Raw genomic sequence first — 24,831 nt, 5'->3', positions numbered from 1 at the left:
CTACAGCCAGGTGCCGAAGCGCCTGATGTAGCGGGTCTTCACCAGCTGGGTCAGCGTGCAGTACGCGAGGAGCACGCCGATCAGCCAGGGGAAGTACCCGGCCGGCAGGGCGGTGAAGCCCAGCGCGGGGGCCAGCGGGGAGAACGGCAGCCAGAGCCCGGTCAGCACCGCCAGGACGGTCATCACCATCACCGGCCAGGAGGCGCGGGACTGGATGAAGGGGATCTTGCGGGTCCGGATCATGTGGACGATGAGGGTCTGCGAGAGCAGGCCCTCGACGAACCAGCCGGTCTGGAAGAGCGAGGCCTCGCCCACGGTGTTCGCGGCGAACACGTTCCACATGACCACGAACATGGTGATGTCGAAGACCGAGCTGATCGGGCCGATCGTCACCATGAAGCGGAAGATGCCCTTGGCGTCCCAGTTCCGCGGCTTGCGCAGGTACTCCTCGTCCATCCGGTCCCAGGGCGTGGCCAGCTGGGAGATGTCGTAGACCAGGTTCTGCACCAGCAGCATGATCGCGAGCATCGGCTGGAAGGGGATGAAGGCGCTCGCCACCAGGACCGAGAAGACGTTGCCGAAGTTCGACGAGGCCGTCATCTTGATGTACTTGATGGTGTTGCCGAAGGTGGTGCGGCCCTGGACCACGCCCTGCTCCAGGACGGTCAGGTCCTTCTCCAGCAGGATGATGTCCGCCGACTCCTTGGCGATGTCGACGGCGGTGTCGACGGAGATGCCGACGTCGGCGTCGCGCAGCGCGGCCGCGTCGTTGATGCCGTCCCCGAGGAAGCCGACCGTGTGGCCCTCCGCCTGCAGGGCCCGGACGATGCGGGCCTTCTGGACCGGGTTGACCTTGGCGAAGACCGTCGTACGGGCGGCCAGTTCGCGCAGTCCGCTCTCGTCGAGGGCGTCCGCCTCGGCGCCCGTGACCACGCGGCCCACCTCGATGCCGACGTCGGCGCAGACCCGGGCGGCGACCAGCTCGTTGTCGCCGGTGACCACCTTCACGGCGATGCCCTTGTCGGCCAGGCCCCGCAGGGCCCGGGCGGCGGAGGCCTTCGGCGGGTCGAGGAAGGCGAGGAAGCCGACCAGGGTCAGCCCGCCCTCGTCCGCGACGGCGTAGGTGTCGCGCGGGCGCGCGATCCGCCGGGTGGCCACGGCCAGGACGCGCAGGCCCCGGCGGTTGTTGTCCTCGGCGATGGCGGTGACGCGCCGGCGGAGCTCCCCGGTGAGCTCGACGGTCTCACCCCGGTCCCGCATGTGGGTGCAGAGGTCCAGGACCTCCTCGACCGCGCCCTTGGTGATCATCACGTGCTCGGAGCGGCCGGGTCCGACGGCCATCGAATTGCGGTTCAGGACCACGGACATCCGCCGGCGGGCGAAGTCGAAGGGGATCTCGTCGACCATCGTGAAACGTGCGTCGACGACAACCTCCTCGGCCTCGTTCACCCGGTCGATGACCGCCTGGTCCAGCAGGTTGCGCAGGCCCGTCTGGAAGTGCGCGTTCAGGTAGCCGTACTCCAGGACCTCGCCGTCCTCCTCGCCGTGCACGTCGAGGTAGCGGTCCAGGACGATCCGGTCCTCGGTGAGGGTGCCGGTCTTGTCCGTGCAGAGCACGTCCATGGCGCCCAGGTTCTGGATGGCGTTGAGCCGCTTGACGACGACCTTGCGCTTGGACATGGCCACCGCCCCGCGCGCCAGGTTGGCGGAGACGACCATCGGCAGCATCTCGGGCGTCAGGCCCACCGCGACGGCGACGCCGAACAGGAAGGCCTCGTTCCAGTCCCCTTTGGTCAGGCCGTTGATCAGGAAGACGACCGGGACCATCACCAGCATGAAGCGGATCAGCAGGAAGCTGACCTTGCGTACGCCGTTGTCGAAGTTGGTCTGCGGGCGCTCGCCGACGAGGGTGCCGGCCATGGAGCCGAAGTAGGTGCCGGAACCGGTCGCGACGACCACGCCGGTGGCGGTGCCGGAGGTGACCGAGGTGCCCATCAGGCAGAGGTTGTCCGCCTCCACCGGGTCGTTGGTCTCGTGCTGGCCGAGGTCCTCGGCGCGGGTGTCGGCCTTGGCCACCGGCAACGACTCGCCGGTCAGGGCCGCCTGGCTGACCATCAGGTCCTTGGAGGTCAGCAGCCGCAGGTCGGCCGGGATCAGGTCGCCGGCCGCCAGCCGGACCAGGTCGCCCGGGACCACCTGGTCCATCGGGATCTCCAGCGTGGTCGGGACCGAGCCGCTGCCGGCCCGGCGCTGTACCGCGCAGGTGGTGGTGACGAGCTTCTTCAGGGCGTCGGCGGCGCGGCCGGAGCGGTACTCCTGCCAGAACCGCAGCAGTCCGCTGACCGCCACCATCACCGAGAGGATGAGGACACCGGGGTCGCCCGGGTCCTGCCAGAACATCACCGCGGCCAGGAAGACCAGGACGCCGATGAAGGGGTTCCAGAACGCCTTCGCGAGCTGCGCCGTCCAGTGCGGGGTGCGCTCGCGGGCGACGACGTTGGCGCCGTGCAGGCCCAGGCGGCGCACGGCCTCGCCGTGGGTGAGGCCGCCGCGGGAGGTGTCCGCGTCCTGGAGGACCCGGACGGCCGGGCGGGCGCTGACGGCGGCGAGGCGCTCGCCGGCGAGGCGGGTGGCGGACTCCAGCTCGGCGGCCTTGCGCTCGCGGCGGGTCCGGCCCGGCGGTGCGAGCTTCGACGGGGTACGGGGGGTGAGCATGGTCATGACGAATACCTCCCTCCACGGCGCCCGGGCAGCGCGCGGCCGCGCGGTCACGTGGAGTGGTCATGGTGCGGCGCGGGGTGGCGGAAGCCGCCACGGGGTGCGCCGTGGACATGGATGACGTATGCCTGACAGGAGGGTCAGGGCATACGGAAAGGGGGAGAAAAGAGAAAAGTGGAGCGTTCCTGGACGGAACGGTCAGCCGACGAGAGCGCGGCGAGGACTTCGATCGGGACTCATCCCGAACACCTCCTCGCGTCGCGCCGTCAGTTCACGGCGCCAGGTCCGGCCTGGAGGCCGCAGAGGACCGGCGCCTCAGCGACCGTAACACGTTCCCGGAGGGCGGTGTTCATCCTTTTGGCCAGCCGTGTCCGTTTCGGCATGTGTCCGGCCCTTGACGCCAGAGGGGCCAAACGCTCGACTTAAGGTTCACAAGTTGGAGAGACGCCGGGGTCTCGGAGTAGGCAGCCTTGACGACCGGCCGGGGGGCGACGGATGGCCGTCGCTTATGGGCAGGAGTGGATGAGTCGTGCAGACTCCCGGATCGCAGTCCTCACTGCATCGCGCGAATCTCGAGCGGGTCGTGCGGGCGGTGCGCCTCGCGGGTTCGCTGACCCAGGCGGAGATCGCCCGCACCACCGGACTGTCGGCGGCCACGGTCTCCAACATCGTCCGGGAGCTCAAGGAGGGCGGGACCGTCGAGGTCACCGACACCTCGGCGGGCGGCCGGCGGGCGCGGAGCGTCTCGCTCAGCGGGGACGCGGGCATCGTCATCGGAGTGGATTTCGGCCACACCCACCTGCGGGTGGCCGTCGGCAACCTCGCGCACCAGGTCCTGGCCGAGGAGTCCGAGCCGCTGGACGTGGACGCCTCCTGGGTGGACGGCTTCGACCGGGCGGAAGCGCTGGTCGGACGGCTGGTCGAGCAGGTCGGCGTGGCCCGGGACAAGGTCATCGGCGTCGGGCTCGGCGTCCCCGGCCCGATCGACGTGGAGTCCGGAACCCTCGGCTCCACCGCCATCCTGCCGGGCTGGGCGGGGATCAATCCGCGCCAGGAGCTCTCGCAGCGCCTCGGCGTCCCCGTCTACGTGGACAACGACGCGAACCTCGGCGCGCTGGGCGAGCTGGTGTGGGGGAGCGGGCGCGGGGTCAGGGACCTGGCGTACATCAAGGTGGCGAGCGGTGTGGGCGCCGGGCTGGTGATCAACGGCCAGATCTACCGGGGGCCCGGCGGCACCGCAGGGGAGATCGGGCACATCACCCTGGACGAGTCGGGCCCGGTCTGCCGCTGCGGGAACCGCGGCTGCCTGGAGACCTTCGCCGCCGCCCGCTACGTGCTGCCGCTGCTCCAGGGCAGCCACGGGCCGGAGCTGACGATGGAGAAGGTCGTCGAGCTGGCCCGGGAGGGTGACCCGGGCTGCCGCCGGGTCATCGCCGACGTGGGCCGGCACGTCGGCAGCGGCGTGGCCAGCCTCTGCAACCTCCTGAACCCGAGCCGGATCGTGCTCGGCGGATCGCTCGCGGAGGCCGGTGAGCTGGTCCTGGCGCCGATCCGGGAATCCGTGGGCCGGTACGCGATCCCCAGCGCGGCGCGGCAGTTGTCCGTGCTGACGGGCTCCCTGGGCGGCCGCGCGGAAGTACTCGGCGCACTCGCCCTCGTACTCAGCGAGATGGGCGATTCGACGCTTTTGGCGGAAAATGGGATTGGGGTGCGAGCCCCCGCCGTCCTGTCTTCATTTAGATAACGGATGACTCCGTTGTCATCTCGTTAAGGATTCACTCCTTGACGACAAACTCGCGGCCGGGGTTGACTCACATCCACCTCGGCCGCGGTGTTGCGGCCTCGTCAGGGAGGTTCACTTCATGAACACGCGTATGCGTAGAGCCGCCGTAGCCGTAGCCGCCGGCGCCATGGCCGTCTCGCTGGCCGCCTGTGGCAGCGCCAAGGAGGCGGGGGGCGGCGAGAAGAAGCCCTCCGGTGCCGCCGCCGGTGACGCGATCAAGGTCGGACTGCTCCTGCCGGAGAACCAGACCGCGCGCTACGAGAAGTTCGACAAGCCGCTGATCGAGAAGAAGATCTCCGATCTCACCAACGGCAAGGCCCAGGTGGTCTACGCGAACGCCAAGCAGGACGCGACCACGCAGAACTCCCAGGTCGACACGATGATCACCAACAAGGTGAACGTCCTGATCATCGACGCCGTGGACGCCAAGGCCATCGCGGGCTCGGTCAAGAAGGCCAAGGACGCCGGCATCCCGGTCGTCGCCTACGACCGCCTGGCGGAGGGCCCGATCGACGCCTACACCTCCTTCGACAACGAAGAGGTCGGCAAGGTGCAGGGCAAGGCCCTGCTGGAGGCCCTCGGCGACAAGGCCAAGGACGGCCAGATCGTCATGATGAACGGCTCCGTCACCGACCCGAACGCCGCGCTGTTCAAGAAGGGCGCGCACTCCGTCCTCGACGGCAAGGTGACCATCGGCAAGGAGTACGACACCAAGGAGTGGAAGCCGGAGAACGCCAACACCAACATGGCGGGCGCCCTCTCCGCGCTCGGCAAGGACAAGGTGATCGGCGTCTACTCCGCCAACGACGGCATGGCCGGCGGCGTCATCACCGCCCTCAAGGCGGCCGGCCTGAACCCCCTGCCCCCGGTCACCGGCCAGGACGCGGAACTCGCCGGAGTCCAGCGCATCGTCGCGGGCGAGCAGTTCATGAGCGTCTACAAGCCGTACGCCCCCGAGGCCTCGGCCGCCGCCGAGATGGCCGTCGCCCTCGCCCAGGGCAAGAAGGCCGACGACATCATCAACAACAAGGTCGACAGCCCGACCACCAAGGGCGTCCCCTCCGTGCTGATCCCGGTCGTCTCGCTGACCAAGAACAACATCAAGGACACCGTCCTCAAGGACGGCGTCTACACGGTCGACGAGATCTGCACCGACAAGTACGCGGCCGCCTGCGCCACCCTCGGCCTCAAGTAAGGCCCCCGGCCCCTCGCCCCCTCCGCGGCGACCCGGCCCTCCCGCCCTGCCCGGCGCCCCGCCCCTCATGCCCCCGCCACCCGCGGGGCGCCGGGCAGAAACGTTTCATCTTTCGCTCCCGTATCCCCCATCCGCCCCGCTCCTGCTCTTTTGCACGACATCCCCGCCGGTCAGGCGGCGAAGGAGATGGTTCATGTGTCCGCTGCGCCCGTGCTGGCGTTGCGAGGGGTCTCGAAGCGGTTCGGCGCCGTCCAGGCCCTGACCGACGTAGAACTCGAGATCCACTCCGGTGAGGTCGTCGCCCTGGTCGGCGACAACGGCGCCGGCAAGTCCACGCTGGTCAAGACGATCGCCGGCGTGCACCCCATCGATGACGGAGTCATCGAGTGGGAGGGCCGTCCGGTCTCCATCGGCAAGCCCCACGACGCCCAGAGCCTCGGCATCGCGACCGTCTACCAGGACCTCGCGCTGTGCGACAACATCGACGTCGTCGGCAACCTCTTCCTGGGCCGCGAGCTCAAGCGCTACGGCGTGCTCGACGAGGTGGAGATGGAGCGCCGCGCCCGCGAGCTCCTCACCACCCTGTCCATCCGGATCCCCAGCGTCAGGATCCCCATCGCCTCCCTCTCCGGCGGCCAGCGCCAGACGGTGGCGATCGCCCGCTCGATGCTGGGCGAGCCCAAGCTCGTCATCCTCGACGAGCCCACCGCCGCCCTCGGCGTCGAGCAGACCGCCCAGGTCCTCGACCTGGTCGAACGGCTGCGCGAGCGCGGCCACGCGGTCATCCTCATCAGCCACAACATGGCCGATGTGAAGGCCGTCGCCGACAAGGTGGCGGTGCTGCGGCTGGGCCGCAACAACGGCGTCTTCGACGTCGCCGGCACCTCGCAGGAAGAGATCATCTCCGCCATCACCGGGGCCACGGACAACGCCGTGACCCGCCGGGCGGCCCGCACCGGGGAGGCCCGCAAGTGAGCACCGAACACCACACCGCGGCGGACGACGTGGCCAAGCTGGCCAACCCCGCCGCCCCGGCGGACGCCATACCCGCGGTGGACCCGCGCCTGCTCGTGCGCGAGCAGGGCCTGTCCGGCTACCTGAGCGAGTTCGGCCGCAAGATGAAGGCCGGCGACCTGGGCTCCATCCCGGTCGTCGTGGGCCTGATCGTCATCTGGGGCATCTTCCAGGGCCTGAACTCGAACTTCCTCTCCCCGGAGAACCTCTCCAACATCGCCATCACGATGGTCGCCACCGGCATGATGGCCGTCGGCATCATCTTCGTCCTGCTGCTCGGCGAGATCGACCTGTCGGTCGGCTCCGTCAGCGGCGTCTCGGGCGCGATCGTCGCCGTGCTCGCCGTCACCCACGGCGTGAACGAATGGCTCGCGATCCTCGCCGCCCTCGCCGGCGGTGCCCTGATCGGCGCACTGCACGGCTTCTTCTTCGCCAAGATCGGCGCCCCCGCCTTCGCGGTCACCCTCTCGGGCCTGCTCTTCTGGTCCGGCGCCATGCTCCAGATCCTCGGCAGCAACGGCACCGTCAACCTCGACCCGGACGGCGTGGTCGGCAAGCTCACCACGTACTACTTCTCGGACGTGGCCGCCGGCTACGGCCTCGCCGCGGTCGCCGTGGCGGCGTACTTCCTCGCCGCCTACACCGACAACCGCCGCCGGGAGGCCGCCGGGGTGCCCTCGCGGCCGCTGAGCGAGATCCTGCTGCGCACGGGTCTGCTGGCCGTCTTCACCTTCGGCCCCGCCGTCGTGTTCAACCAGTACAAGGGCCTGCCGCTCGCGGTGGTCCTCTTCGTCCTGGCCCTGGTCGGCACGGACTTCGTGCTGCGCCGCACCACCTTCGGCCGCAACGTCTTCGCCCTCGGCGGCAGCGTCGAGGCCTCCCGCCGCGCCGGCATCAACGTGAACGGCGTCCGCATCGCCGTCTTCGCCATCGCCGGCACCTTCGCCGCCGTCGGCGGGCTCTTCTGGGCCTCCAAGATCGCGGCGGCCAACCAGAGCGCCGGCGCCGGCGACCTGCTGATGAACGTCATCGCGGCGGCCGTCATCGGCGGCACCAGCCTCTTCGGCGGCCGCGGCCGGACCTGGAACGCCCTCCTCGGCGTCATGGTCATCACCTCCATCCAGTACGGTCTGGCCCTGGAGGGGATCGCGACCCCGATCCAGTACATGATCACCGGTGCGGTCCTGCTCGCCACCGTGGTCATCGACTCGGTCACCCGCAAGACCCAGAAGACGGCCGGACGCGCCTGACCGCGCGCCCGGGGCGTCACCCGGACGGTAAGACCCGTCACAGTGCCCGGTGCCACTGCGTGTGGCACCGGGCACCTGTGCGTACATATGTACGTACGGATGTGCGGTCATACGTCCGTTTGGGAGGTGTGACCGCGCCGCGAGGTGTACAGGTATGACAAAGGGCGTACCCCTCCCGGTACCGCCCGATGATTCCGCCCGCGAGCGGAACATTAGACTCGACAGACCAGCCAGCAACTGCAAGGAGGCACGGGTGCTGCTGACCCGCATCAAGGGACCGCGCGATCTGGACCGGCTCAGCCAGGAGGAGCTGATCCAGCTCGCCGCCGAGATCAGGTCCTTCCTGGTCGATGCCGTCTCCAAGACCGGCGGGCACCTCGGCCCCAACCTCGGCGTGGTCGAACTGACGATCGCCCTGCACCGGGTCTTCGAATCGCCGAAGGACAAGGTCCTCTTCGACACCGGGCACCAGGCGTACGTCCACAAGCTGCTCACCGGCCGCCAGGACTTCGTCGGCCTGCGCTCGAAGGGCGGCCTCTCCGGCTACCCCTCGCGCGCCGAGTCCGACCACGACGTGATCGAGAACTCGCACGCCTCGACGGTCCTCGGCTGGGCCGACGGCCTCGCCAAGGCCAACGAGGTGCTCCGCCGCGAGGACCACCACGTCGCCGCCGTCATCGGCGACGGAGCCCTCACCGGCGGTATGGCCTGGGAGGCGCTGAACAACATCGCCGCCGCCAAGGACCGCCCGCTCGTCATCGTCGTCAACGACAACGAGCGCTCCTACGGCCCCACCATCGGCGGCCTCGCGAACCACCTGGCCACCCTGCGCACCACGGACGGCTACGAGCGCTTCCTGGCCCGCGGCAAGGAGATCCTGGAGCGCACCCCCGTCGTCGGGAAGCCGCTCTTCGAGACCCTGCACGGCGCCAAGAAGGGCCTCAAGGACTTCATCGCCCCGCAGGGCATGTTCGAGGACCTCGGCCTGAAGTACATCGGCCCGATCGACGGGCACGACATCGAGGCCCTGGAGTCCGCCCTCCAGCGCGCCAAGCGCTTCAGCGGCCCGGTCATCGTGCACTGCCTCACCCAGAAGGGCCGCGGCTACACGCACGCGGAGCAGGACGAGGCCGACCGCTTCCACGGCATCGGCCCGATCCACCCCGACACCGGCCTGCCGATCAAGACCTCCGCCGCCAGCTGGACCTCCGTCTTCGCCGACGAGATGGTCAAGCTCGGCCACGAGCGCGAGGACATCGTCGGCATCACCGCCGCCATGCTCCACCCGGTCGGCCTGAAGAAGTTCGCGGACACCTTCCCGGACCGCATCTACGACGTCGGCATCGCCGAGCAGCACGCGGCCACCTCGGCCGCGGGCCTCGCCACCGGCGGCGTCCACCCGGTCTTCGCCGTCTACGCGACCTTCCTCAACCGCGCCTTCGACCAGGTCCTCATGGACGTCGCCCTGCACAAGTGCGGGGTCACCTTCGTACTGGACCGCGCCGGCGTCACCGGCGACGACGGCGCCTCCCACAACGGCATGTGGGACATGTCCATCCTCCAGGTCGTCCCGGGCCTGCGCCTGGCCGCCCCGCGCGACGCCGAGCAGCTGCGCGCCCAGCTCCGCGAGGCCGTCGAGGTCAAGGACGCCCCGACCGTCGTGCGCTACTCCAAGGGCGTCGTCGGCCCGGCCGTCCCGGCCGTCGGCAAGGTCGGCGGCATGGACGTGCTGCGCCTGCCGGCCCCCGAGGTCACCCGTCCGGACGTGCTGCTCGTCTCCGTCGGCGCCCTCGCCCCGATGTGCCTGGAGATCGCCGACCTGCTCGACAAGCAGGGCATCTCCTCGACCGTCGTCGACCCCCGCTGGGTCAAGCCGGTCGACGAGGCCATGGCCCCGCTGGCCGACCGCCACCGGGTCGTCGTCACCGTCGAGGACAACGGCCGCACCGGCGGCGTCGGCGCCGCCGTCGCGCAGGCCCTGCGGGACGCGGGCGTGGACGTGCCGCTGCGTGACTTCGGCATCCCGCAGCGCTTCCTCGACCACGCGCTGCGCAAGGAGATCATGGCCGAGATCGGTCTGACCGCCCCGGACATCGCCCGCCAGGTCACCGGCCTGGTCGCCAAGCTGGACGGGCGTTTCGAGAGCGAGCCGGCCGCCACCGTCGACTAGCCGCACGGCGGCCGGATCGCGCGGTTGCACCTCACGGGCCGGGAGATCACCCTTGAAGGGTGGGCCTCCCGGCCCGTTCGCGTACTTCTTGGGAGGTGCGTCGGTGAGCTCGGATCTCAACAGTCCGTTCCGTACCAAGACGGTGGAACAGTCCATCCGCGACACGGAGGAGCCGGAGCACGCGCTCCGCAAATCCCTCTCCGCCTGGGACCTGACCGTCTTCGGCGTGGGCGTCATCATCGGTACCGGCATCTTCGTCCTCACGGGCATCGCCGCCCGCAACAACGCCGGACCCGCCACCGCCCTCTCCTTCGTGGTCGCGGGCGTCGTCTGCGCCCTCGCGGCGCTCTGCTACGCCGAGTTCGCGTCCACCGTCCCGGTGGCGGGCTCGGCGTACACCTTCGCGTACGCCTCCATCGGGGAGCTGCCCGCCTGGATCATCGGCTGGGACCTGGTCCTCGAATTCGCCCTCGGCACCGCGGTGGTGGCCGTCGGCTGGTCCGGGTACGTACGCCACCTCATGCACACGAACCTCGGCTGGGACATGCCCGTCGCGCTGTCCGGACCCGACGCGGGCGGCCACTTCGACCTGCTGGCCTTCCTGCTGGTCCTGGTGCTGACGGTGATCCTCGTCGTGGGGACGAAGCTGTCGGCCCGGATCACCGCGGTCGTCGTCGCCATCAAGGTGACCGTGGTCCTGCTGGTCATCGTGGCGGGCGCGTTCTTCATCAAGGCGGACAACTACTCGCCGTTCATCCCGCCCGCGCAGCCGCAGACCGGAGGGGGCGGCTGGACGGCGCCGCTGGTCCAGCTGATGTTCGGCTTCCAGCCCACCAACTTCGGCGTCATGGGCATCTTCACCGCCGCCTCGCTGGTCTTCTTCGCCTTCATCGGCTTCGACGTCGTGGCCACCGCGGCCGAGGAGACCAGGAACCCGCAGCGGGACATGCCGCGCGGCATCCTCGGCTCGCTGCTCATCTGCACCGTGCTCTACGTCGCCGTGACCATCGTGGTGACCGGCATGCAGTACTACGCGCAGATGTCGCCGACCGCCCCGCTCGCCGAGGCCTTCAAGTCCGTGAACCAGCCGTTCTTCTCCGGTGCCATCAGCCTCGGGGCGGCCGTCGGCCTGATCACGGTGAGCATGATCCTGCTGCTGGGCCAGACCCGGGTGTTCTTCGCGATGAGCCGTGACGGACTGCTGCCGCGCACCTTCTCCGTCACCCACCCCAAGTACCGCACGCCCTACCGGGCCACCATGCTCCTCGGCGGGATCATCGCGATCGTCGCGGGGTTCACCAGCCTGGAGAAGCTGGCCGAACTGGTCAACATCGGCACCCTGTTCGCCTTCGTGATCGTGGCGCTCGGCGTGATGGTCCTCCGCCGGACCCGCCCCGACCTGCACCGGTCCTTCCGCACCCCGTGGGTGCCGGTGCTCCCGATCCTGTCCATCGCGGCTTCGCTCTGGCTGATGCTGAACCTGCCGGCCGAGACCTGGGCGCGGTTCGGGATCTGGATGGTGATCGGCATCGTCGTCTACTTCCTGTACGGCCGCAGCCACAGCCGGCTGGCCAAGATGGGGAAGGACGCGGAGTACTAGGCCGTCGGGTCAGGCCGACGGGGACGGCGAGGGCGCCGGGGACTTGGACGGCTTGGCGCCCTTGCCGCCGCCGCCCTTGGCGGGGGAGTCCTTCGCCGAGGCGGGCACCTTCTGGTCGGTCCGCAGAGCCTCCCACAGCTGGGAGGCCTGCTCCTGTGCGATCACCACCCGGTTCGGGTCCACCTTGTCGTAGGCCACCGGCAGCATGATGGTCTCCATCGTGGACGGGTCCACGCCCTTCATGCTCTGCGCGAAGTCGGCCAGCGCGGAGAGCGAGGCCAGATCGGAGTCGGTGGTCAGGGACTTGGTGCCGGCGTCGGCGAGCTTGTAGAGCCGCGCCGGGTTGCCGAGCGCGTCCTGCTTCTTGATCTCGGCGAGCAGGGCGAGCATGAACTGCTGCTGGAGGCCTATGCGCCCGAGGTCGCTGCCGTCTCCGTAGCCGTAGCGGGTCCGGACGAACTTCAGCGAGTCCGTGCCGTTCAGCCGGTGGGTGCCCGCGTCGAGCTTGAGGCCGCCCTTCGCGCCCGTCATCGGCTCGTCGAGGGTGACGGTGACCCCGCCGAGGGCGTCCACCAGGCCCTTGAAACCGGCGAAGTCCACCTCCACGAAGTGGTCCACGCGGATCCCGGACAGCTGCTCGACGGTCTTGACCACGCAGGCCGGACCGGCCACCGAGTAGACCGAGTTGAACATGACCCGCTCCGCGCCCGGCACGGTCTTCCCGTCCCCGTCCTTGCACTCGGGCCGGCTGATCAGGGTGTCGCGGGGGATGCTCACCGCGGTGGCCCGGGACCGGCCCTCGGGTATGTGCACCAGCATCGCCGTGTCCGAGCGGGCCCCGCTGACCTTGCCGTGGTCCAGCTCGGCGTTGGCCCCGGCCCGCGAGTCGGAGCCGAGCACCAGGACGTTCTGGGCCTTCTCCACCACCTTCGGCGGACGGTTGTCCGCGCCGATGGCCCGGTCCAGGTCGACGCTGTCGATGTTCCCCTCAAGGTGGCTGTAGACCCACCAGCCGGCTCCGGCCGAGCCGAGGACCAGCACGGCGGCCGTCCAGGCCAGCCCCCGCCGGATCCGGCTCGCGCGCGAACGGGCCGGCGCCGCGGCGGGCTCCGGCGTGGCCTCGGCGGCCTCGGCGGCCTCGGCCTCGGCGGCGGAGTCGGTGGCGGCGGCGGTGGCGGCGGAGTCTGAAGTCATGCCCGGGGACCGGTCCTTCCGAACGGGTGGCGGGGGAGCGCGGAGGGGGAGCGCGCGGGCTCCAAGATAGACGCAGGACCCCGTCAGACGACCCCCGGGGTATCCTGATTCCGTTCGAACGGCGAAGCGGAAGGGTTGCTTTCGGTCCATGGCGAGGCGATCCGGACGCAGTCCGAACAAATCCCCCCGGCGCCCTCCGGAGGCCGGCCGGGCCCCCGCCCGTGACTGGAACTCCGTGGCCCAGGGCCCCGTGGCCGGACGCTGGGTCCTCGCCGGCAAGGACGGCCGGCTCACCGCGTACGCGCGCACCGAGGGCGGACTCCTGCGCTGGACCGAGGAGATACCCGGCGGCCCCGGCTGGAGCGGCCCCGACCTCTTCCCCGCCGACGGGCTGAGCGACCTCTCGGTGGGTCAGGGACCCGACGGGTACGCCCACTTCACCGCCCGGCGCCGCACCCGCGCCGAGGGCCCCGACGGGACCGAGACCCTCACCTACCACCACGCCGTGCAGTACCAGACCGGCCGCCCGGTGACCCCCTGGGAATCCCTCGGCACCCTCTACCAGAACGTCGGGATGTCGCTGCGCGGCGGCCCGCCGGCCGTGGCGGTGGACGCCCAGGGCGCGCCCCACGTCTTCGTCCGCAACAACGGGCGCGGCATCCACGTCAGACGCCAGGACGCCAAGGGCGACTGGGGCCGGTGGCAGGACCTGCGGGGCAGCATGACCTTCGAGACCGGCTGCGCCTCCTCCGCCGCGGACGGCCGCGTCCGGTTCGCCGCCCCGGGCGAGAAGGGGCTCACCTTCTGGGCCCAGCGGAGCCCGGGCGGCCCGATGGAGAAGGGCGAGGACGTCCCCTACCTGGCGCGCGACGGCTCCGTGGGCACCCTGGAGACGGCACCGGGCCGCGTCACCCACTTCTGGCACGCGGCCGACGGCAGCGGGGTGTACGCCTACCGGGAGGGCGCCGGGGTGATGGCCCTGGGAGGCGGCCCGGCGTACGGGGCGGTGGCCGCCGTCCGCGCCCGCGTCGAGGGGTACGACTGCACGGTGCTGGCCCACCGCGCCGTCGGCGGCCGGACCGCGCTGGCCGCGTACCCGACGGAGAACGAGGCGGCGGGGCTGTGGTGGACGGAGATCGGCGAGGAGGGCCTGGACTCCCCGGCCCTCGCCGTCGACGCGCACGGGCTCGTCGTCATCGCCTCGGTCAGCGCCCGCGGCGAGCTGCTGGTCAACCGGCAGAAGGACGCGTCCGGCCTCTCACTGGGGCGCTGGCAGCGCTTCTGAGCGTCCACCGGTCCGGCGCCGCCCCTGCGGGGGGATGCTGGACAGGCCGTGGCGGGCGATCGCCAGGCTGGAGATGCGCCGCAGGAAGTCCACCGAGCGGGCCGCCGTGTCGGGGGTGATCCAGGCGTCGTCGATCTCGCACAGCTCCACCCGCACCGGCGCACCGCGCAGCACGATCGGCAGGGTGTAGGCGACGGTGGAGGCGAAGGTCAGCAGGGACAGCCCGATGGGCTCGGTCAGCGCGGTCAGCTCCAGCGGCAGTTCGGGGTGGACGATCTCCATCCCGGTCAGCCCGGAGATCCGTTCCAGCTTGGCCGTGCTCTCCCGGCGGTGCGCCAGGTAGCGGCCGGCTCCCCGGGTGCGGGCGATCCAGCCGACGGCCTCGATGTACCGGTCCTCGTCGATGACCCCGGTCTCCACCAGGGAGCTGCCCGCCAGGTCCGCCCCGGGGCGGGGGCGCGCCGGACCGAAGGTGGCCCGGCTCCAGTCGTACTCGTTGGGCCGCACCTCGGCGCCCGGCGGGGCCGAGACGGGCATGCAGGTGAAGAAGACGGACCGCTCCAGCTCCTCGCGGGCCAGCCACCGGTTCACCGGGCCGCCCTTGGCGGACTTGGCGTCCCCCTGGTGCCAGCGGGTCAGCTGCCGGCCGCTCGTCAGCAGCGCCACCAGCTCGGTGGTGGCGGTGCCGTCGTCGACGACGACCACCTCGCGGGCCCGCGAGCGCGGCAGCAGCAGCTGGATGGTCCGGGAGAACAGGTCCCCGATCACCAGCCGGCGGGCCGCCGCGACCGCGCGGCCGAGGCGGACCAGCTCGCCGGCCCGCCCCAGATAGCCCGCGCGGACCTCGTAGCGCCGCCACACCACCTTGGCCTGCGAGGCGTACCGGCACAGCCGGCGGACCTGGGCGCGCGAGCGCGGGTCCACCGGCTGGAGCACGGCGATGGTGAGGGACGCTGCCTCGCCCGGGTGGGCGTGCGCCCACTCCAGGACATTCAGTAGTTGAGCCGGGCTCTCCACCAGGGCGAGGGTGTCGCTCATGCCGAGGCCGTCACGCCCTCGGCGGCGGGGGTGCCCTGGACGCGGCGGAGCTTCCTCATCGGGCCGAGCTCGGACTCGTAGACCTTCTTGACCCCGTCGCCGAGGGCGGTCTCGATGGTGCGGATGTCGCGGACCAGGCGGGCGAGGCCGCCCGGCTCCACGGAGGCGGCCTGGTCGGAGCCCCACATGGCGCGGTCGAGGGTGATGTGCCGCTCGACGGCGCAGGCGCCCATGGCGACGGCGGCCACGGTGGTCTGCAGGCCCGTCTCGTGGCCTGAGTAGCCCACGGGCACGTTGGGGTAGGCCGCCTCCAGGCTGTTGATCACCCGCAGGTTCAGCTCCTCGGCCTTGGCCGGGTAGGTGGAGGTGGCGTGCAGCAGGACGATGTTCTCGCTGCCCAGCACCTCCACGGCGTGCCGGATCTGCTGCGGGGTGGACATGCCGGTGGACAGGATGACCGTCTTGCCCGTGGCGCGCAGGGCCAGGAGCAGTTCGTCGTCGGTCAGGGAGGCGGAGGCCACCTTGTGCGCGGGCACGTCGAACTTCTCCAGGAAGGTGACGGCCTCGGTGTCCCACGGGGAGGCGAACCAGTCGATCCCGCGCTTGGCGCAGTGCTCGTCGATGGCCCGGTACTCGTCCTCGCCGAACTCGACGCGGTGGCGGTAGTCGATGTACGTCATCCGCCCCCAGGGGGTGTCCCGTTCGATGTCCCACTGGTCGCGGGGCGTGCATATCTCGGGGGTGCGCTTCTGGAACTTCACCGCGTCACAGCCCGCGTCGGCGGCCGCGTCGATGAGCGCGACGGCGTTGTCGAGCTCACCGTTGTGGTTGATCCCGATCTCGCCGATCACGTAGGTGGGCCGGCCTGCGCCGACCTCCCTGTTTCCGATGCGGCGGATCCGGTTGCTGTGCACCACTGTTCAGAGTTCCTTTCCGGGGTACTGCGGGGGTCGCGGCGAGGGGGTCGCCGAAGTCTGCGGGGGGTCCAGGAGCGGGGCGAGGGCCCGCGCCCGGTCGAGGTCGCCGGGTTCGTCGAGCTCGATGGCCCGATCGGGGGCCGTGGGGACGAGCTGGGTCCGGCCGAAGAAGCGGTGGCCGCTGCGGCGGAAGCCCTCGGCGCGCATCGCGTAGACGGCGCCCGATTCGAGGTACTCGGGCGTACGGTCCTGGCGGCGCAGCCGGACCGCGCTGTCGTGGTTGACGCCGTGCGCCCGGTGGCCGGGGCCGGCGCCGGGGTCGGCGGTCCACAGGAAGCCGTGGAAGGGCACGGCGGTGAAGGCGGAGTCGGCGCCGTCGCGGACGATGGCCAGGACGGCCTCGTCCACCTCCTCGGAGGTGAGGAAGGGGCTGGTGCACTGGACGAAGACGAGGACGTCCACGGGAGCGGCGTGCCGTTCCTCCAGCGCGTCCAGCGCGTGCAGCAGGGCCGACTCGCTGGAGGCCCGGTCCGAGCCCAGCTCGGCCGGCCGGTCCACGACCTCGGCCCCGGCCTCCCGGGCGGCGCGGGCGATCGCCGGGTCGTCGGTGGAGACGGCGACCCGGGTCACCTGAGCGGCGCCGAGGCAGGCGCGGACGGCCCGGGCCACCAGCGGAACCCCGCCGACCTCGGCGGTGTTCTTGCCGGGGATGCCCTTGGAGCCGCCCCGGGCGGGTATGACGGCGGTGACGTTCACGGGGCTGCTCTCCTGGGAGGGGTACGGGGAGCGGGTGTTCACACGCCGCCCCACTGCTGGATCTTCGGGGCCACGCGCTGGACCCCGAACTGGTAGGCGACCTTCAGCACGCGCCGCGAGGTGCGCCGCATCGGACCGCGGGAGCGGGCCGCGGCGGCGCCGGCGCCGGGGGAGCCGTCGGGATTCAGGCCCCGGCGGCGCAGCAGGGTGCCGACGTATTCGGGTGCGCTCTCGGCCGTGTAGTAGGGGGAGACCGGCGGCAGCCGGTCGCCGCGCAATGCGACGATCCGGTCGCGGAGTTCACGGTAGGGATCGGTGGCGCGGATTCCCTGGTCGACGGTCCACGATTCGTGGGCGATCGGGGCGGCGCCCTCGTCTATGGCGGTCCAGTCGGTGACGCAGCCGGAGCCGGTGAAGTAGTGGTTCCCGTGGATCTCCCGTACGCCGAGATCGCTCAGGATGGCGGTCGGCATTCCCCGGTGCATCGATTCGAGGGCGGCCGTGGAACTGACCGTCACCAGGAGATCGGTGCGGTCGAGGGTCTGCGACATGTTGCCGTAGACGAAATGCAGATTGGGCGGCAGCGGTTCGTCCAGCTGTTCCGCGAGGACCTGATAGTGGAACGCCTCGACATGGGTGGTCGCCTCTCCCGGCCTGCTGCGGAGTTTGACGAGCACGTCACGCCCCGGGCGGAGCCGGGCATGGGATATCGCGCGGCGCAGCATGTAGAGCCGGCCGGCCCGGTCGGCGGGTACCGAGGGCTGGACGGCGAAGCACACCGTATAAGGGTGTTCGGCGAATGTCCGGGTCGGGTCGTAGGGCCGCTGGTCGAGAAAGGGGAGGGCGGTCTGGACGATGCTGGACGCGGGAATTCCGAGCGGTTCGTAGACCTCGGTGAAACGGCGCCGGTCGAAAGGGCTGTTGGCCAGGACGATATCGGCGCCGGCCCGCAGCAGGAGCCCGTCGGCCATCTTCTCGTAGACCACGCCGACGTATCCGGTCATCAGGATCGGGCGCCGCGGGGCGCCCGCGAAGCGGCGGGCCAGCGCGTGCAGGGCCGCGTGGGTGGCGCCGCCGACGGTGCCCAGGATGATCAGGTCCGCCGCGTCGAGCGCGGGGGCCGCCGCGAACTCGGCGAGCGTGGACTCGGTGATCGAGGAGGGGGTGATGCCGACCTCCGCCAGCTGCCGCGGGGTCGGCGTGCTCCGGCCGCGCAGCATGTGCGCGTGGACCTCGCTGCCCGGCGCCAGGCCCACCGCCAGCCCCGCACCCCATTTCCAGCGGGTGTCGGAGTCTGCGAGCACGTGGATGCGCACTGGTGGATTCCCGGTCGGTCGGCGAAGCCCAACTGCTGTCGGCGGGGCCGCGGCTGGGGACGGGCACGGGCGGGATGGCCGCGCGGCCCGTTAGACCTTACATCCTTACCCGAGCCTTACGTGTCACGAATTGGCCTCGACCGCCGGGGGAGTTGTACGTCACACCCCAAGCGCCGTTCGGGTTCTCCGGGAGGCTCTGACATGATGGCGCCTGTCGGTGAATGGGGAGAAGGTGAGAGCCGGCCATGGTGACCCTTTCGGTAATCGTCGCGATGTGTGACGTCCGCGACTTCTGCCGGACGACGTTGAAGTCCTTGGCCCTGAATGCCCGGGAGGACTTCGAGTTCATCGTCGTGGACGACGCGTCCGTTGACGGGACATCAGAGATCCTGCGCGAGGCGGTTCCGGGGATTCCCGGTGCCGTACTCATCCGCAATGAGCGGAACATGGGGATATCGGCGACCCGCAACATCGGTCTCGCGGCGGCCCGCGGGCGTTTTTTCACCTTTCTCGACGGTGACGACTGGTACGCCCCCGGATATCTCGCGGAACTGGTCGGCTGGATGGGCCAGTCGGGCGTCGATTTCCTGCGGACCGGCCATGTCCGGGTCTATGGAAGAAAACGGAAGATCCATATGCCCCCGCTCGCCCCGAGGGCCCTTCCGCTCGACCCCCTGGACTACATGGGCCCGGTGGACGCCTCCACCTTCATCGACTACCCCTCGGTCTGGGCCGGCATCTACGACCGCGAGCGGCTGCGCGCGGCGGGGGCGCTGTTCTTCGAGGAGAGCCTGCGGACCGCCGAGGACCGGCACTGGTTCTACCAGCTGCACCTGCGGATGCGCTCCTTCGGAGTGGTCGACCTGCACGGCGTCTTCTACCGCCGTGATGTGTCCACTTCACTCACCAAGATCCCGGACGAACGGCAGCTGGACTTCCTCCCCGCCTTCCGGCTGGTTTTCGACGAGCTCGCCCGCCACCCCCGCGGATATGAACTTTCGTTCAAGGCCATGCGAACTCTGTGCGCGCTCATCGTCATTCACATGAACCGCGCCGAGGAGTACGACGAACTCACCCGGGGCCTGCTCCTGGAGCGCAGCGCGCGGATGCTCTCCGGCCTTCCCCAGGACATCCTGGAAGGGACCCTGGAAGGAATGGACTCCGCACGCGTGAACAAGCTCAGGGCACTGATGTCCCAGCACCGGGGTGCCGACGCCCGATGACCCGGATATTCGCCGCCTCCACCCTCTACGGCGCCATGACGGTGGCCGCCGCCATCGACGCCGGCCAGTTCGGCCGGGACGACCGCGAGCGCATCCTGCTCGTCTGCAACAACGTCGACATCCCCGAGGTCGCCACCCCGCTGCACCGCATGCCCGGCTCCGCCGCCGTCCTCGCGCGCTTCCACCGCGTCGTCTACTGGAACGACCTCATCTACCCGTTCCACCCCTCGATGTGGGGCCCCCGCGACGAGGACGCCCCCCTCTGGCGCACCGTCATGGGGGAGAAGATGGGCATCCGGCCCGGCCCCCTGGACCTCGTCGTCGAGTCCATCCAGGTCAAGCCCGCCCAGACGCTCTGCAAGATCTTCTCCGACGCCACCCTCGCCGTGTACGCCGACGGGGTCATGAGCTACGGCCCGACCCGCAACGACCTGCCCCGCCCCATCCACGGCCGGATCGGCAGGGTCCTCTACCTCGACCTCATCCCCACCCTGCTGCCCATGCTCCTCACCGAGTACGGGATCCCCTCCGAGCCCGTGCGCACCGACGCCGTCCTCGCGCTGATGGCGGAGCTCACCGAGGAGTGCCGCCCGATCCTCGACCGGGTGATCCCGCCGCAGCTCGCCCGCGGCGGCCCCGGGACCGCGCTCCTGCTCGGCCAGTACCTCTCCCCCCTCGGCATCCTCACCGAGGAGGAGGAAGAGGAGCTCCACCGGCGCATGTTCGAGCAGGCGGTACGGCTCGGCCACACCGCCGTCGTCTTCAAACCGCACCCCAGCGCCCCCTCCAGCCTCGCCGACACCCTCGCCGAGGAGGCCCGGGAGGCCGGCGTCCCCTTCCTCGTCCTGGACGTCCCGGTCCTCGCCGAGACCGTCTTCGCCCACCTGCGCCCCGGCCGGGTGATCGGCTGCTTCTCCACCGGCCTGTTCACCGCCCGCGCCCTGTACGGGATCCCCGTCGCCCAGATCGGCGCGCTGGAGGTCATCCGCCGGATGCGGCCCTACGCCAACAGCAACCGCATCCCCGCCACCCTCACCCACGCCCTGGTCCCCGACCTGGACGCGGCGACCGCCGCCCCCGCCGACCGGATCCTGGACGCCGAGCACGTCCGCGCCGAGGTCACCCCGTACGTCCAGGCCGTCGGCTACTGCATGCAGCCCAAGCGGTACCACTTCCTGCGCCCGGTCGCCGAGGAGTACGTCGCGGCCGCCGTCGACGGCTGGGACGGCCGCCCCGAGCTGTCCATGCACTTCAACGAGCGCACCCGCACCCGCCTGGAACTGCCCGGCCCGCGCACCTGGAAGTGGCGCCACGGCCTGGGCTGGACCCTGCGCGGCAGCGGCGAGCGCGGCGAGCCGGACGAGGGGCCCGTCACCGACGTCAGCCTGAGCGGGTTCGCCTCGCTCGTCGAGGCCAAGGACGACCGCGGCGTCCTGGAGGTCGGCGCCCGGCTGCTCACCGAGCACGAGAACCTCGACCTGCTCATCGGCATGGCCCAGGCCCACATCCGGCGCAAGGAGACCGAACAGGCCCGGCGGCGGATCGAGCGGGCCATCCAGATCTCCGCGGACAGCGGGCGCGCCCTGGTCTGGCTGCGGATCGCGGAGACCGCGGCCAAGCTCGGCAGGCACGGGGACGACCTGCGCCGCCAGGCCGGACGGCAGGCGCTGACCCTCAACCCGGCCTCGCCGGCCGCCCGCCGCCTGGTCAAGGGCGGCCGGCTCGGCCGCCGGTGAGGTGAACAACGGGAAGGGCCCCGTCCGCACCAGGTGCGGACGGGGCCCTTCTCTTCGCCGTCGTGGGCGTTACGCCGGGACGCTGGCGACGCCGGGGGCGAGGAACTTCTTGCCGTTCACCCGCTCCGAGACGCCCTCACGGTCCAGGTACGGGGTGATGCCGCCCAGGTGGAAGGGCCAGCCCGCACCGGTGATGAGGCAGAGGTCGATGTCCTGGGCCTCGGCCACGACACCCTCCTCCAGCATCAGGCCGATCTCCTGCGCCACCGCGTCCAGGACGCGGTCGCGGACCTGCTCCTCCGTCAGGACGGAGTCGCCCTGCACCAGGAGGGCGGCGACCTCGGGGTCCAGCTCCGGCTTGAAGCCGTTCTCGGCGGAGTAGACGTAGAAGCCGCGCTTGCCGGCCTCGACCACGCGCTTGAGGTTCGGCGACACGGTGAAGCGCTCCGGGAAGGAACGGTTCAGCGTCTCGGACACGTGCAGGCCGATCGCCGGACCGACGAGCTCCAGCAGCACCAGCGGGGACATCGGCAGGCCGAGCGGTTCGATGGCCTTCTCCGCCGTGGCCACCGGGGTGCCCTCGTCGATGACGTTCTGGATCTCGCCCATGAAGCGGGTCAGGATGCGGTTCACGACGAACGCCGGGGCGTCCTTCGTCAGAACGGCGGTCTTCTTCAGCTTCTTGGCGACACCGAACGCGGTGGCCAGCGAGGCGTCGTCCGTCTGCTCACCGCGGACGATCTCCAGCAGCGGGAGGATCGCGACCGGGTTGAAGAAGTGGAAGCCGACCACGCGCTCCGGGTGCTGGAGCTTCGAGGCCATCTCCGACACCGACAGCGAGGAGGTGTTGGTGGCGAGGATCGCGTGCGCCGGGGCGACCGCCTCGACCTCCGCGAACACCTTCTGCTTGACGGACATCTCCTCGAACACGGCCTCGATGATGAAGTCCGCGTCCGCGAAGCCCTCGGCCTTGTCCAGGACACCGGTCACCAGGGCGGTCAGGCGGTTGGCCTTGTCCTGGTTGATGCGGCCCTTGCCGAGCAGCTTCTGGATCTCGGCGTGGACGTAGCCCACACCCTTGTCCACGCGCTCCTGGTCGATGTCGGTGAGGACCACCGGCACCTCCAGGCGGCGCAGGAACAGCAGCGCCAGCTGCGAGGCCATCAGGCCCGCGCCGACCACGCCGACCTTGGTGACCGGACGGGCCAGGGACTTGTCCGGGGCACCGGCCGGGCGCTTGCCGCGCTTCTGCACCAGGTTGAAGGCGTAGATGCCCGAGCGCAGCTCGCCGCCCATGATCAGGTCGGCCAGGGCCTTGTCCTCGGCGTCGAAGCCGGCCTGGAGGTCGCCGTCCTTGGCCGCGGCGATGATGTCCAGCGCGCGGTAGGCGGCCGGAGCGGCGCCGTGCACCTTGGAGTCCGCGATGAAGCGGCCCTTGGCGACGGCCGCGTCCCAGGCCTCGCCGCGGTCGATCTCCGCGCGGACGACCTCGGTCTCGCCCTTCAGGACGTTCGCCGTCCAGATCAGGGACTGCTCCAGGAAGTCCGCGCCCTCGAAGATCGCGTCGGCGATGCCGAGCTCGAAGACCTGCTTGCCCTTGAGCTGACGGTTCTGGTTCAGCGAGTTCTCGATGATGACCGAGACCGCGCGCTCCGCGCCGATCAGGTTCGGGAGGAGGGCGCAGCCGCCCCAGCCCGGAACCAGGCCGAGGAAGACCTCGGGCAGCGAGAAGGCCGGGATGGCCTTCGAGACGGTGCGGTACGAGCAGTGCAGGCCGACCTCGACACCGCCGCCCATCGCCGCGCCGTTGTAGTACGCGAAGGTGGGGACGGCCAGCGCCGCGAGGCGCTTGAAGACGTCGTGGCCGCCCTTGCCGATGGCGAGCGCCTCGTCGTGCTTCTTCAGCAGCTCGACGCCCTTGAGGTCGGCGCCGACGGCGAAGATGAACGGCTTGCCGGTGATGCCCACGCCGACGACGGAGCCCGCGAGGGCCTCCTGCTCGACCTGGTCGATCGCCGCGTTCAGGTTGGCCAGCGACTGCGGGCCGAAGGTGGTCGGCTTGGTGTGGTCGAAGCCGTTGTCCAGCGTGATGAGCGCGAAGCGCCCGGCGCCGAACGGCAGGTCCAGGTGGCGGACGTGCGCGGACGTGACGACCTCGTCCGGGAACAGCTCGGCCGCGCCCTTCAGGAGCTCAGCGGTGGTGCTCACTTGGAGTCTCCCTCGGCGTTCGCGGCGGTGAAGTGCGGGTTCTCCCAGATGACCGTGGCGCCCATGCCGAAGCCGACGCACATGGTGGTCAGGCCGTAGCGGACGTGCGGCTGCTCCTCGAACTGGCGGGCCAGCTGCGTCATCAGGCGGACGCCGGAGGAGGCCAGCGGGTGGCCGAAGGCGATCGCGCCGCCGTACTGGTTCACGCGGGCGTCGTCGTCGGCGATGCCGTAGTGCTCCAGGAAGGCCAGCACCTGTACGGCGAAGGCCTCGTTGATCTCGAACAGGCCGATGTCCTCGATGGACAGGCCCGCCTGGGTCAGGGCCTTCTCCGTGGCCGGGATCGGGCCGTAGCCCATGACCTCCGGCTCCACGCCCGCGAAGGAGTAGGAGACGAGGCGCATCTTGACCGGGAGGTTGTTCTCGCGGGCGAAGTCCTCGGAGGCGATGATCGCGGCGGTGGCACCGTCGTTGAGACCGGCGGCGTTGCCCGCGGTGACCCGGCCGTGCGTACGGAACGGGGTCTTCAGGCCGGCCAGGTTCTCCAGCGTGGTGCCCGGGCGCATCGGCTCGTCGGTGGTGACCAGGCCCCAGCCGATCTCACCGGCCGCCTCGTTGGTGTTGCGCACCGAGATCGGGACCAGGTCCTGCTGGATCTTGCCGTCGGCGTACGCCTTGGCGGCCTTCTCCTGCGAGCGCACGGCGTACTCGTCGGCGCGGAGCTTGGTGATCGTCGGGTACCGGTCGTGCAGGTTCTCGGCGGTCATGCCCATGAACAGGGCGGACTCGTCGACCAGCTTCTCGGAGACGAAGCGCGGGTTCGGGTCCACGCCCTCGCCCATGGGGTGGCGGCCCATGTGCTCGACACCGCCGGCGAGGGCGACGTCGTACGCACCGAAGGCGACACCGCCCGCGACGGCGGTCACGGCGGTCAGCGCGCCGGCGCACATGCGGTCGATGGAGTAGCCCGGGACGGACTGCGGGAGGCCCGCGAGGATGCCGGCCGTGCGGCCCAGCGTCAGGCCCTGGTCGCCGATCTGCGTGGTCGCGGCGATGGCGACCTCGTCGATCTTCTTGGGGTCCAGGTCCGGGTTGCGGCGCAGCAGCTCCCGGATCGCCTTCACGACGAGGTCGTCGGCGCGGGTCTCGTGGTAGATGCCCTTCGGGCCCGCCTTGCCGAACGGGGTGCGGACGCCGTCGACGAAGACGACGTCCCTGACGGTACGAGGCACGTTGGCTCTCCTCCAGGTGCGGGTGTGCACTGCTGCGCGGCGGAGCGCTCCTTCTGGACTGAGCGCCCGCTCACCCGGCCCATGCTACTTGCGGGTAACTCGTGTGCACACCCCCTCCCCGAACAGCGGCGAACGTCACACCGGGGCGGGCGGCGCCGGGAACGCCGAGAGCCCCCGTCCCTGGGGGGACGGGGGC

General features: G+C 70.7%; 17 protein-coding genes. 9 read left to right on the top strand and 8 right to left on the bottom strand.

The annotated features are described in order from the left end of the window. A complete protein-coding gene (gene mgtA / locus AB0O29_RS23090; RefSeq protein ID WP_365154192.1) occupies positions 1-2,721 on the bottom strand; it encodes a magnesium-translocating P-type ATPase in 2,721 nt (906 codons plus the stop codon). A 526-nt stretch (positions 2,722-3,247) separates the two neighbouring features. Here mgtA and AB0O29_RS23085 point away from each other — a divergent pair. From AB0O29_RS23085 to AB0O29_RS23060, 6 genes are all read left to right on the top strand, one after another. After that, the gene (locus tag AB0O29_RS23085) at positions 3,248-4,462 is read left to right on the top strand and encodes an ROK family transcriptional regulator (RefSeq protein ID WP_365154190.1); all 1,215 of its coding nucleotides are present in this window, start codon (positions 3,248-3,250) and stop codon (positions 4,460-4,462) included. A 118-nt stretch (positions 4,463-4,580) separates the two neighbouring features. Next, entirely contained in the window at positions 4,581-5,696 is a 1,116-nt protein-coding gene (locus AB0O29_RS23080) for a substrate-binding domain-containing protein (RefSeq protein ID WP_365154188.1), read from the top strand. A gap of 186 nt (positions 5,697-5,882) precedes the next feature. Further along, positions 5,883-6,671 carry an ATP-binding cassette domain-containing protein gene (locus AB0O29_RS23075; protein ID WP_365154186.1) on the top strand — a complete coding sequence of 263 codons (789 nt, stop codon included), beginning with the start codon at positions 5,883-5,885 and terminating at the stop codon, positions 6,669-6,671. Between the two features lie 29 nt (positions 6,672-6,700). Beyond that, on the top strand, positions 6,701-7,960 hold the full coding sequence (locus AB0O29_RS23070; RefSeq protein ID WP_365154206.1) for a sugar ABC transporter permease: 1,260 nt from the start codon (positions 6,701-6,703) through the stop codon (positions 7,958-7,960). 253 nt (positions 7,961-8,213) lie between these two features. Next, on the top strand, positions 8,214-10,130 hold the full coding sequence (gene dxs / locus AB0O29_RS23065) for a 1-deoxy-D-xylulose-5-phosphate synthase (RefSeq protein WP_365154184.1): 1,917 nt from the start codon (positions 8,214-8,216) through the stop codon (positions 10,128-10,130). A 103-nt stretch (positions 10,131-10,233) separates the two neighbouring features. Continuing rightward, positions 10,234-11,730: an amino acid permease gene (locus AB0O29_RS23060; protein WP_365154182.1), complete on the top strand. Its 1,497-nt coding sequence runs from the start codon at positions 10,234-10,236 to the stop codon at positions 11,728-11,730. 9 nt (positions 11,731-11,739) lie between these two features. Here AB0O29_RS23060 and AB0O29_RS23055 read toward each other — a convergent pair whose 3' ends face one another. Next, positions 11,740-12,924: an LCP family protein gene (locus AB0O29_RS23055; protein ID WP_365154181.1), complete on the bottom strand. Its 1,185-nt coding sequence runs from the start codon at positions 12,922-12,924 to the stop codon at positions 11,740-11,742. 235 nt (positions 12,925-13,159) lie between these two features. Here AB0O29_RS23055 and AB0O29_RS23050 point away from each other — a divergent pair, with 235 nt between their 5' ends. Continuing rightward, positions 13,160-14,209 carry a hypothetical protein gene (locus tag AB0O29_RS23050; protein WP_365154179.1) on the top strand — a complete coding sequence of 350 codons (1,050 nt, stop codon included), beginning with the start codon at positions 13,160-13,162 and terminating at the stop codon, positions 14,207-14,209. Here the strand turns inward: AB0O29_RS23050 and AB0O29_RS23045 are convergent. From AB0O29_RS23045 to AB0O29_RS23030, 4 genes are read right to left on the bottom strand one after another with little or no spacing between them, the layout of a single operon-like run. Beyond that, positions 14,183-15,247: a hypothetical protein gene (locus tag AB0O29_RS23045; RefSeq protein ID WP_365154177.1), complete on the bottom strand. Its 1,065-nt coding sequence runs from the start codon at positions 15,245-15,247 to the stop codon at positions 14,183-14,185. The genes AB0O29_RS23050 and AB0O29_RS23045 overlap by 27 nt on opposite strands. Then, positions 15,244-16,161, bottom strand: coding sequence for an N-acetylneuraminate synthase family protein (locus AB0O29_RS23040; RefSeq protein ID WP_365154204.1), 918 nt, complete (start codon positions 16,159-16,161; stop codon positions 15,244-15,246). Before AB0O29_RS23040 ends, AB0O29_RS23045 begins: the two co-directional genes overlap by 4 nt. Before the next feature lie 6 nt (positions 16,162-16,167). Next, positions 16,168-16,962 carry an acylneuraminate cytidylyltransferase family protein gene (locus tag AB0O29_RS23035; RefSeq protein ID WP_365154175.1) on the bottom strand — a complete coding sequence of 265 codons (795 nt, stop codon included), beginning with the start codon at positions 16,960-16,962 and terminating at the stop codon, positions 16,168-16,170. Then, positions 16,959-18,236 (bottom strand): DUF6716 putative glycosyltransferase, encoded by a 1,278-nt coding sequence (locus AB0O29_RS23030; protein ID WP_365154173.1) that lies wholly within the window; start codon positions 18,234-18,236, stop codon positions 16,959-16,961. The genes AB0O29_RS23035 and AB0O29_RS23030 overlap by 4 nt, the downstream gene beginning before the upstream one ends. A gap of 245 nt (positions 18,237-18,481) precedes the next feature. On the opposite strand from AB0O29_RS23030, the gene AB0O29_RS23025 reads away from it, so the two are divergent. Together AB0O29_RS23025 and AB0O29_RS23020 are read left to right on the top strand one after the other, a co-directional pair. Beyond that, entirely contained in the window at positions 18,482-19,459 is a 978-nt protein-coding gene (locus tag AB0O29_RS23025) for a glycosyltransferase family 2 protein (protein WP_365154172.1), read from the top strand. Beyond that, positions 19,456-21,195: a polysialyltransferase family glycosyltransferase gene (locus AB0O29_RS23020; RefSeq protein WP_365154170.1), complete on the top strand. Its 1,740-nt coding sequence runs from the start codon at positions 19,456-19,458 to the stop codon at positions 21,193-21,195. The genes AB0O29_RS23025 and AB0O29_RS23020 overlap by 4 nt, the downstream gene beginning before the upstream one ends. A gap of 69 nt (positions 21,196-21,264) precedes the next feature. Here the strand turns inward: AB0O29_RS23020 and AB0O29_RS23015 are convergent, their stop codons facing one another. Both AB0O29_RS23015 and AB0O29_RS23010 read right to left on the bottom strand, forming a co-directional pair. After that, on the bottom strand, positions 21,265-23,403 hold the full coding sequence (locus tag AB0O29_RS23015; protein ID WP_365154169.1) for a 3-hydroxyacyl-CoA dehydrogenase NAD-binding domain-containing protein: 2,139 nt from the start codon (positions 23,401-23,403) through the stop codon (positions 21,265-21,267). After that, positions 23,400-24,635: an acetyl-CoA C-acyltransferase gene (locus AB0O29_RS23010; protein WP_365154167.1), complete on the bottom strand. Its 1,236-nt coding sequence runs from the start codon at positions 24,633-24,635 to the stop codon at positions 23,400-23,402. The genes AB0O29_RS23015 and AB0O29_RS23010 overlap by 4 nt, the downstream gene beginning before the upstream one ends. Between the last annotated feature and the right edge of the window lie 196 nt (positions 24,636-24,831).

It is taken from the genome of Streptomyces sp. NPDC089915, assembly GCF_040684675.1.
Lineage (GTDB): Bacteria > Actinomycetota > Actinomycetes > Streptomycetales > Streptomycetaceae > Streptomyces.
This window is presented reverse-complemented; position numbering and strand designations above follow the sequence as displayed.

Coding starts and splice junctions, on each gene's coding strand:
- AB0O29_RS23045 (WP_365154177.1), bottom strand. CDS start 15,247: ATGAGCGACACCCTCGCCCTGGTGGAGAGCCCGGCTCAACTACTGAAT.
- AB0O29_RS23020 (WP_365154170.1), top strand. CDS start 19,456: ATGACCCGGATATTCGCCGCCTCCACCCTCTACGGCGCCATGACGGTG.
- AB0O29_RS23025 (WP_365154172.1), top strand. CDS start 18,482: ATGGTGACCCTTTCGGTAATCGTCGCGATGTGTGACGTCCGCGACTTC.
- mgtA (WP_365154192.1), bottom strand. CDS start 2,721: ATGACCATGCTCACCCCCCGTACCCCGTCGAAGCTCGCACCGCCGGGC.
- AB0O29_RS23080 (WP_365154188.1), top strand. CDS start 4,581: ATGAACACGCGTATGCGTAGAGCCGCCGTAGCCGTAGCCGCCGGCGCC.
- AB0O29_RS23055 (WP_365154181.1), bottom strand. CDS start 12,924: ATGACTTCAGACTCCGCCGCCACCGCCGCCGCCACCGACTCCGCCGCC.
- AB0O29_RS23075 (WP_365154186.1), top strand. CDS start 5,883: ATGGTTCATGTGTCCGCTGCGCCCGTGCTGGCGTTGCGAGGGGTCTCG.